Here is a 9,409-nt window from a genome sequence, read left to right as displayed (position 1 = left end):
TTCAGTACCGAGGATATCGATCAGCGTAATTTCATTGCCTTCCTTATCCGTTCCAATTGGATCATGAAGTGATACGTCTTTCCTAGTCTTCTTCAAAGACCGAAGGTGCATAAGTATTTCATTCTCGATACAACGAGCAGCAAATGTAGCGAGCTTCGTCCCTTTCCCGGTTTGGAAGCTCTCGATCGCCTTTATCAATCCGATCGTCCCGATCGAGATCAAATCCTCGAGATCCTCCCCAGTATTGTCGAATTTTTTCACTATGTGAGCGACAAGTCGAAGGTTATGTTCGATCAAAAGATTCCGTGAACGTTGATTACCTTCCGCCATCAGTTGCAGATGTTTAGTTTCCTCCTCCTCTTGAAGAGGCTGGGGAAAAGCATTATTTTTGACATAAGAGACAAGTAGCGAAAGCTGTTTAATAAATAGTGCTATTGCCGAAAACAATCCTGGCATGCTCAGTCACCCCCACGATGTATTACAGATGAACACTGAAGTCTGTTCTCCATTATATGTGGGTAGCCGCCTAGAAGTGCATGTACGGTATTTCGACAATTGAAAATAAACCCGCTTCATCTCAAGGTATATATTAAATATTACGATCCCGATTATTGCAACAGGTCAATCAAGAATAATCTCTTTATTTGGATTTTCCAGAAACTCAAACAACGTTTGAATCTGTTTTTTGGTGTTTCTCTCCGCAGACAGCTCTGGCAATTGATCCATCTCAAAAAAATCAACCGCACTTGTTTCTACTCCGCCAGCGGCCTCTCCACCAACGATTTTACAAAGTATAAAAAACTTATATACATGGTAAGGCTCAGGCGGATGATCATGGAATTTTTTATCCAATACAGCGAGTAAACGAACGGGCACAACATCAAACCCTGATTCTTCTTTGACCTCTTTCACTGCAATCTCCGAAGGCGAATAACCGATATCCGCCCAGCCTCCCGGCAATGCCCATGCGCCATCCAGCTTCTCGCGAACAAGCAGTATTTTATTTTCCTTAAAAATCACACCACGAATATCGACCTTTGGCGTCGCATAACCAGAATCACTTGCGAAAGTTAGAGCAATTTTCTCCTGACTGACCAAAGTATAGTTCATCATCATTTCTATACTCATCTGCCGCAGTTGTTCATAACGTTCTATATCATAAACATCCTTCGTGTACGTAAGTCCCGTTTGAGCAATCGCTTGCATCTGTTTCGCCCACTCCAACCACTTCAATTCCATTGGTTTATCCCTCTTCCATCATGATGTCAAGAAATTCAGATACGCTTCTGAAAATAGCATCGGGCGGTATATCAAACACGCTGCTTTGGAACGTTGACAGCCATTGCACGCCATAGGTCCGTAAGCCAGCAGATTTACCTGCCACAATATCCGCATTACTGTCGCCAATAAATACGGTTTTGGATTTATCAACGCCAAGGATTTCTAACGCTTTATATATACCTTCGGGATCAGGTTTGGGCTTCACAACATCATCCCCAGTAATCACCACATCAAAGTAACTTATTAAATTCAGCGCTTCAGATGAAATCTGGAACGCTCGCCTGCTTTTTCCTGTGATGACTCCGATTTTGATCCCCTTTCCCTTCAAATGTTCTAGCAAATCAATAATAGCCTGATCCTTTTCGATGGTATCAAAATGCCCTTGCTTGTATATCGCATAATAGTCCATAATCGCTTGTAAAATGAATTCTTCATTCCTGAAATTATTTGCAATGATCTCCTCTTCAGTTGGACCAAACATCGCTATGAGCTCTTCATTCGTAACATCTCGATTGTCGTATGTTTTGAACACGGTGTTAAAAGCTTTAAACGATAATGGCAAAGTATCTGCTAAAGTCCCATCAAAATCAAATAATACGGCATCAATTGGCATAACACACTTCCTTCTATTTTATCTTACTAAAATACCCATTCGAGGAGCCTACATAAAGCTGCCCATCAATAACCGATAAATAACCACTCAGCAGTTCATTTGGCGTAAAATCGTAATACCCAACTTTAACGTCTGAGAGTCTATTCACTGCTTCTCCAGTCGATTCGTCTAACACATACATATTACCGAGACCCGGAAAGACGCCGATCAGCTTGCCGCCATAATGAACAACTGAAGCCCCATCCGTTTGCTTGCCAGGATCATTCGATGATGTCCAGCGCTGCTCTTCCTTTTTCAAATCAAAAGACATCACTTTACCATTCAGGCGATAATATAACAGGCTTCCTTCTATTTTCCCGAATTCAGCTCTTCCTTCTAGTGTAAATAACGGCCTGCCTGACTTTACATCAATTAAAGAGCTTTTCACGTTTTCACTATACAAGTTGTTATCAGATGACTGCTGTAGAAACATATAATTTTCATCAATAATGTCGTAACGGCTATAACCGGCAAGAGGCAGGCGAAGCCCATCCTTGCCTGTCTTGGCATCTACTAACACTAATTCATCCACCGTCCTCGTCCAAAAAGCTTTCGAACGCTCCGCATAACGAACACTATCCGTCACTTCTTGATCTGAGGCCGCTTTACGCTCCGGCTTCTTCCAGAGCACCTTTCCAGTCAACGGATCGTATGCTTGCAGCTCATTCAAAATGACAGGATTAATATCCGGACCTACTTGCATAAGCAATACATCTTGATTGCCGACATCACGAACCAATTCTGATTCTTGAGCTAGCTCAATATTCCAAAGCTGCTTGCCTGTTCCCATGCTCCACCCGATGAGATCATAAGTAAACTTTTCTTCCGTTGTGCTGATTCGCTTTGATTGTACGGCTGAGATCACGTTTTTGGATACAGCAAATGAGGTTACATCCTTACCATTGTCTATCTTCTTTTGCCACATTTTTTGTCCGGTAGCTGTCTTTAATGCCTGAAGCGTATGAACTGGACGGTCTTCTTGCATAGAGCTCTTAAGAAACGCTATTCGTTCTTTATCTTGCGATAAACCGTAATCATGTCTTCCAAAGCCAAAATCAAACTGCCATTTCTTGCGACCCGTAGCTGAGTCAAGCGCATATATATTCGAATTATTGTGCATTCCGCTGAAACCGCCATCCTCGCCTGCGATGAGCAGAACATTACCAACCTTCTCAAGTAGAAAATTGAATCCGAGATCGGACTTGAAGCGCCAATCCCACTGCATATGCAGCGAAGGTGCAAGAGGCCCCTGAGCACTAACACCATATTGTGGCGCAATTAGTTCGGGGGAGTCTCGGTATATCGAATACCGAAGTGTCCCCGCTTCTGACCAAGCAACGATAAGCTCATTTTGCTCACCCTCATAACGCCATAATGGAAGGGTGCGAGCTTTTTCTTCTAATGGTGCTACATTTTCGGAAGACTCTTCGAACGAAGGTTCACCAAAGATAGCCTTCACGCGAGCTTTCTCAAGACCAGGCATAAGTACACTCCGCACAGCAGCAGCTACCGCTTGTTTGCTATTTTCAATCTCAAACAAAGGCGCAGCAGCACCAGCTGACGTTACTTGATCCTTACGAATCCATAGAAGGCCATAGGATTTATCACCTTCGGCACTATCCGGTACGGCAGCTCCATACCAATCCCCATATTGCTTGTAAGCATAGAGGGTATCTCCCTCTTTCATAGTTGTGGCATCACCTTGTGAATTCGGATACCACTTCGCTTTAGCACTTTCTTTTGCTTTTAACGATAGAGGTGCTATATCTTTCACTTGAGCGGCTTCTTTTGTTAAATACCACACGGGTACAAACCCACCGTATCCCGATTCGTCCTGAATTTCGGCAAAATCATCCGACAATGTAACGACTTTATATTTTGCCCGTGCATCTACAGAGATGAACTTAACAGCTCGTGTTCCTCCCCACCACTCATAGGCATTCGTGTTCATATATAATGTAACTGGCTTATCCAGCTCTATCGCATTCTCTCTAGCTACAAGATTATTTTCTGATGAGGATGACGACAGCCCCTTAATAGCAGACAGGAAGCTCCTGCGTTTCCCTGAAGCATCCATATCGTAGAACACTGCGTATAGCAGCTGCCCTTCCTTGGACCATTGAATGACGAGTTTTGAGTGGCCCTCTTCATATATGTATTGATCAATGACACTCATTTTACCGTTCATCATGATGTAATTCTCTCCAGATGATGCTGGTATTCCAAAAAGCGTATGAACCTGATCTTGGGTTAAATCATCTTTTATTTCACTCTTAATCGTGTCGATCGTAATCGGTATAGGAGTTGCAATTTCTTCTTTTTGGACGAGCTGCACAGCATTCGCGGGTGTTTCCTTAGCGGATACTTGATTTGATGGCATGTCGTTAATGGCATTGCCCTCACATCCAACGAGCAAGGCGAGCAGCACAACGATTGCTGTCGTTTGATATTTTTTGATAATCATAAATACAAGGCCTCCATTGCACACTAAAAATTTAATGCACCCGTAGTTTGGCTTTATTTGGTAAGTATGACGACTAGAGTGAAGAAAAAGTTGCGTTTAGGATGACAGTTACATGTTGTCTATAAGTTGATTCAGAGAGTTCTGACCATTTAAGAATTGATACGACTTTTTTGAGAGTCTATATGAAGTATCAGCTCTCTGATTCACTGAGAAACGTCGATTAGTGAGAACTTTAGAAGCTTGTTGTTGCATTACCTCCTTCTTGACCTAGCAGGATGGCGATTTAGTTGCTTTATGCACGCAGTAATAAGACTAGTTTCTATATCTATTTGAGCGATTTTGGTCAGTTTGAGCGAAATAGAGCTAATTTCTAGATCTATTTCTGTGTAGTTCGCGCATTTAGATGCAATTCGGTGGGATCCACGCAGTAATAAGTCTAGTTTTTAGTTCTATTTGAGCGTTTTTGGTCAGTTTGAGCGAAATAGAGCTAATTTCTAGATCTATTTCTGCGTGTTTGACGCTTTTGAGGAAATTCGGCGGGAGGCAAACAAAAATAAGACTAGTTTTTAGTTCTATTTGTGCGGTTTTGGTCAGTTTGAGCGAAATAGAGCTAACTTCTAGATCTATTTCTGTGTAGTTCGCGCATTTAGAGGCAATTCGGCGGGATCCACGCAGTAATAAGACTAGTTTATAGATCTATTTGAGCGGTTTTTGGCCAGTTTGAGCGAAATAGAGCTAATTTCTAGATCTATTTCTGTGTGTTTGACGCTTTTGAGGCAATTCGGCGGGAGGTACGCAGTAATAAGACTAATTTCTAGATCTATTTGTCCCGTTTTGGTCAGTTTGAGCGAAATAGAGCTAGTTTATAGATCTATTTCTGTGTAGTTCGCGCTTTAGAGGCCATTCGGCTGAGGATGCGCAGTAATAAGTATAGTTTTTAGTTCTATTTATCCGATTTTGGTCAGTTTGAGCAAAATAGAGTTAATTTCTAGTTCTATTTGTTCAAAATCCGCGCCTTAGAGGCAATTCGGCGGAATGACCTCGTCGATGTTAACAATCCGTTTCCCCCTGCGAGCTTCAAATGCCGCGCACAAAAAAAAGAACGATTCGTTTGATCGAATCGTCCTTTCATAAATTTACTTCTTATCCACCTGAAGCAGCTTAACCGTCTTTGTAGAAAAAGTATCCTTCAGCTTTTCCTCATTAATGACGTTCAGCTTGACCAGGCTTGCAATTTTTGAGCCATCCGGCTTCGATAACATTCGCCATAGCTCCGGATCTGGCAGCGCCTCATAAAGTTTGTTGTCGTCGTATTCCTTACGCTCCTGCACAACCACTTTTACTTTATGGCTCCCAATCTCCAGCTCATTTGCTTCCTGCTCAGCCAAGTAGCTCATAATGGTCTGCCTGAGTTCTGTCAGCTCCTGCTCTATTTCTTTTTGCTTTTGTTTTTGCTGGTAATATCTGCGTACCGTTTTGTCCAACCTTATCACGCTCCTCTCTATTACATGCTTATGCATAGAAGAAGCATTTTAGGATGAGTTAGACAACCTGCAGCACGATCAATAAATGTCTTTTCTCATAAACACCGTAAACGAAACGAGCAGCGAACCGACCATCCAAGCGGCCAGCACGGCAAGCGAGAAGCCAAGTGTCATGCCTTCGATTGGAGGAGCAGATCCACTGACATAGTCCATCAAACCAAGATTGACCATGAACAAATATTTGGCCGAATCCCATGAGGATACCATGTTGCTAAGAATAGCACCTGCGATTAAGCATGCGAGCATCGTTCCCATCCCGGCTGCGCTGCTTCTCATCAGAATAGACAGCATGAACGATAACGTTCCCACTACAAGCGAGATAAACCATGCAAGTCCAAACTGTTGAATGATAAACTGCCATTGTGACACCAGGCGGACGCCTGATATGTCAAGCTCGCCGCCTTGTGTGGAGAAGCCGGTTAATACGGGAGCCGACCAGCCCTGATTGCCAAACATAACGGCAGAGATGAGGTAAGACAACAAACCGAAAATGAAAATAACTAAGGAAACGGACAATATCAGCGCGATATATTTGCTGAGCAATATTTTAAACCTGCTCACAGGGCGGGTAAGCAGCAGCTTAATCGTTCCCATGCTCCGCTCTGAGGAGACGATATCTACCGCAATAATCATGATGAGCAACGGGAGAAACAGCTCCGCCGAGTTTTGAACAAAACCTCTAATGAAGGTTGGCGCTCCCGGCTCAGAGGGATTCACATTATTGTTCAAATAATATTCGGATTGTTTGATTTGAATTTGAATTTGCTCTCGCCATTGTCCTGCGCTGCTCAACCGATTTTGCATATCCACAATTTGCTGCTGCAATTCGGTGCGCCAATCCACATCACCCAGCCGCTCCTTTATGGATTCCGCCTGTTTCGCCTGCGCATAAGTAAACATCGAGAGAAGAACGATAATAATAATCGAGATGACGATAAAACGTCGTTTGCCGACCAGCTTCGTCATTTCATTTTGAACGAGATTAATCAATCGACTCGCCTCCTGTCAGCTCAAGAAATAGATCTTCAAGCGCGGGAAGCTTCCGATTCATCTCCAGCACACTTACCCCAGCCTCAACAAGCTTGCGATTCCACTCGCCAACTGCATGTTCAACGTAAGCYGTCGTAACCGTATCCGTTGTCTCATCCAGTACAGCCGTAACATCGCCAAGTATCGATCGTCCCAGCGCTTGCGGCTGCAGCCGCCATACTAGACGTTCTTCGCTGGACAGCAGCTGCTTAACCGAATCCACTCGAATGATCTCGCCTTTGGAAATAATCGCAACCCGGTCACACATCAATTGAATTTCATGCAGCAAATGGCTCGATACGAGCACGGTCAATCCTTCTTCCTCGGCTAGAAACCTTATAAAAGCACGCATTTCTCTGATGCCCGATGGATCAAGCCCATTCGTTGGCTCGTCCAATATGAGGACATCAGGCTTGCCAAGCAGTGCTTGAGCGATCCCAAGTCGCTGCCTCATCCCAAGTGAATAGGTGCTTACTTTATCATTCACTCGATCCTGCATGCCAACAAGCGCAACAACCTCATTGATCCGCTCCTGCGTAATTCCATTAATCATAACGGCAAAGTGGCGAAGATTGTCCATTCCGCTGAGGAACGGGTACAGCTCTGGGTTTTCTACGATACATCCTAAATGCCGCATCGCTTTTGTAAAATGTTTCGCAATATCCAAGCCGCATATATGGATGGTGCCGGAGGTTGGTTTAATTAAGCCGACCAGCATCCGAATCGTCGTCGTTTTTCCTGCTCCGTTAGGGCCTAGAAAACCAAACACTTCGCCGCGCTTCAGCTCAAAGCTTAAGTCCTTGATGATCGTCCGCTTGCCTATCACCTTCCGTAACCCCTGAACTGCTAATGTAATGTCGCTCATGATCGTCCTCCTGCATCAGCAATTAACGCGGCTACCCGCTCAGCCATTAAGCGATACCCTATCTCATTCGGGTGAAAATGATCCGTAAATAACAGTTTCTCTGCATTCAGCTGAAACAAATCATAGGTCGGAACCAGAACGGCTTTCGAATGCTGCGCCATTGTCTCCGCAGTTTTACTATTCCAGTTCCTAACCACAGTCGACATTAACTCACCATTTTGGAACTCGCTGAACGGATTGTACAATCCAAGCAAATAAACGGTCGCTTCTGTATTAACGGCACGAATGCTCGTCAAAATCGTTTTTAGATGATTCAAGTACGCTTCTTCTAATCCCGAAATGCTTGCCTCAGACAGATCCGAAAGCGATTGACCACCGAGAAATAAGTCGTTGCCGCCAATGGTCATCAGAATAATGTCTGCTTGTCCAATTTGCCGCTCGATTTCCTTTTGTTTCATCTGCTCCACTAGCTCTGAAGAGGTAAGTCCCTTAATGCCTAAGTTAATTAAGGAAACATCTGTACCGGACTGCTTCAGTTGATCGCTGACATAACCCACATACCCTTTTCCTTCAATGTCGCCTGTTCCTCTCGTTAACGAATCCCCTAATGCAATAATCTTTAATCCGCTTGTTGATTCTGCTGGTTGTTCCGTATCTTGCGATACAGATGATTGGCTCGCTGTTCCGAATAAATAATCCTTTATCGACCAGCCTAAAGCAAATATCCATAAAAGACTGGCTAGAAACGCAAAAGAGGTAATCATACGAACTTTTTTACTATGCATCCCCGTCACGCCTTTCCATTTCTGTAGCTGTTATATAGTTAGCTGAACCATGTAATCACTTGCTGCTGCATCTGTGCTTTATTCTGCTCAAACTGGCTTTTTCTGTGACCATTTGCTCCTGAGGGATGCGGCATTTCGAATAAGCATCTTTCTTTATCTATCCATCCCTTGTCAGCAAAATGCTTGACTACATCGGATACCGACTTGCCAAGCGGGATGACAAGCGCATCTTTTACCGCCAGCAATTCTGGAAGAAAGATACTCTCAGCATAGTGATAAAGCGTCTCTGATTTCAAAATAACAGGGCTGTGCCCGGTGTAATTTTTACCCTTTATAAACACGGGATACCTTATTGCTGAAGTTGTATGCAGTAAATCTCTAAGCTCATAAAATAACAGCTCGCTGCTCTTTATGCCAAGTGCTGCTGCCAATCCAATTTGATCAAGCATGTCGATCAAATTTTTTCTCATAGAGCCTGCAAAGCTGGCAAGCTTCTTCGCGCGTTGATCAATGAGGTCATAAGACACCCCGTTTACAAGATCCTCCCGCGCACTGCGTATGGCTACCTCCATTTGGGTAAAGCCTGGCGTAATGCCGATAATCATCACTTTAGCAGCGGTATTCACATATTCGTAAGGCACGTAATAAATCGACATGTCCTGCTCTTCGTGAAGAAGCAATTGTTTCACGAACAGCTGCTCCTTGGACAAGCTGCCGGGCGGGAGCGACTCAATAAAAGGTTTATATTTTTCAATTTGTGTCACCGTTAACCGCCCCTCCGCTCAATCT

General features: G+C 43.8%; 9 protein-coding genes. All 9 read right to left on the bottom strand.

Annotated elements, in window-relative coordinates; all coding sequences use genetic code 11:
- The coding region (gene sigK, locus AB4Z50_RS04470) for an RNA polymerase sporulation sigma factor SigK (protein ID WP_441876183.1) at nucleotides 1-456 on the bottom strand (456 nt) is incomplete at its 3' end.
- Between the two features lie 165 nt (nucleotides 457-621).
- Nucleotides 622-1,239: an NUDIX hydrolase gene (locus AB4Z50_RS04465; protein WP_441876180.1), complete on the bottom strand. Its 618-nt coding sequence runs from the start codon at nucleotides 1,237-1,239 to the stop codon at nucleotides 622-624.
- A 4-nt stretch (nucleotides 1,240-1,243) separates the two neighbouring features.
- Entirely contained in the window at nucleotides 1,244-1,894 is a 651-nt protein-coding gene (locus tag AB4Z50_RS04460; RefSeq protein WP_441876177.1) for an HAD family hydrolase, read from the bottom strand.
- Between the two features lie 13 nt (nucleotides 1,895-1,907).
- Nucleotides 1,908-4,397, bottom strand: a complete 2,490-nt coding sequence (locus AB4Z50_RS04455; RefSeq protein ID WP_441876174.1) for an outer membrane protein assembly factor BamB family protein — start codon at nucleotides 4,395-4,397, stop codon at nucleotides 1,908-1,910.
- Nucleotides 4,398-5,533: 1,136 nt separating this feature from the next.
- On the bottom strand, nucleotides 5,534-5,917 hold the full coding sequence (locus AB4Z50_RS04450; protein ID WP_430063071.1) for a hypothetical protein: 384 nt from the start codon (nucleotides 5,915-5,917) through the stop codon (nucleotides 5,534-5,536).
- A 42-nt stretch (nucleotides 5,918-5,959) separates the two neighbouring features.
- Complete coding sequence (locus AB4Z50_RS04445; protein WP_339208052.1) at nucleotides 5,960-6,931, bottom strand: ABC transporter permease; 972 nt, start codon at nucleotides 6,929-6,931, stop codon at nucleotides 5,960-5,962.
- Entirely contained in the window at nucleotides 6,924-7,835 is a 912-nt protein-coding gene (locus tag AB4Z50_RS04440) for an ABC transporter ATP-binding protein (protein WP_441876169.1), read from the bottom strand. The genes AB4Z50_RS04445 and AB4Z50_RS04440 overlap by 8 nt, the downstream gene beginning before the upstream one ends.
- The gene (locus AB4Z50_RS04435) at nucleotides 7,832-8,620 is read right to left on the bottom strand and encodes an SGNH/GDSL hydrolase family protein (protein WP_441876166.1); all 789 of its coding nucleotides are present in this window, start codon (nucleotides 8,618-8,620) and stop codon (nucleotides 7,832-7,834) included. Before AB4Z50_RS04435 ends, AB4Z50_RS04440 begins: the two co-directional genes overlap by 4 nt.
- A gap of 38 nt (nucleotides 8,621-8,658) precedes the next feature.
- The gene (locus tag AB4Z50_RS04430; RefSeq protein WP_441876163.1) at nucleotides 8,659-9,384 is read right to left on the bottom strand and encodes a uracil-DNA glycosylase family protein; all 726 of its coding nucleotides are present in this window, start codon (nucleotides 9,382-9,384) and stop codon (nucleotides 8,659-8,661) included.
- Between the last annotated feature and the right edge of the window lie 25 nt (nucleotides 9,385-9,409).

The organism is Paenibacillus sp. 2TAB26, from assembly GCF_052115145.1.
Classification (GTDB): Bacteria; Bacillota; Bacilli; order Paenibacillales; family Paenibacillaceae; genus Pristimantibacillus.
This window is presented reverse-complemented; position numbering and strand designations above follow the sequence as displayed.

Excerpts from the sequence above, each read along its gene's own strand:
- AB4Z50_RS04465 (WP_441876180.1), bottom strand. The coding sequence starts at position 1,239 with ATGGAATTGAAGTGGTTGGAGTGGGCGAAACAGATGCAAGCGATTGCT.
- AB4Z50_RS04460 (WP_441876177.1), bottom strand. The coding sequence starts at position 1,894 with ATGCCAATTGATGCCGTATTATTTGATTTTGATGGGACTTTAGCAGAT.
- AB4Z50_RS04455 (WP_441876174.1), bottom strand. The coding sequence starts at position 4,397 with ATGATTATCAAAAAATATCAAACGACAGCAATCGTTGTGCTGCTCGCC.
- AB4Z50_RS04450 (WP_430063071.1), bottom strand. The coding sequence starts at position 5,917 with ATGCATAAGCATGTAATAGAGAGGAGCGTGATAAGGTTGGACAAAACG.
- AB4Z50_RS04435 (WP_441876166.1), bottom strand. The coding sequence starts at position 8,620 with ATGCATAGTAAAAAAGTTCGTATGATTACCTCTTTTGCGTTTCTAGCC.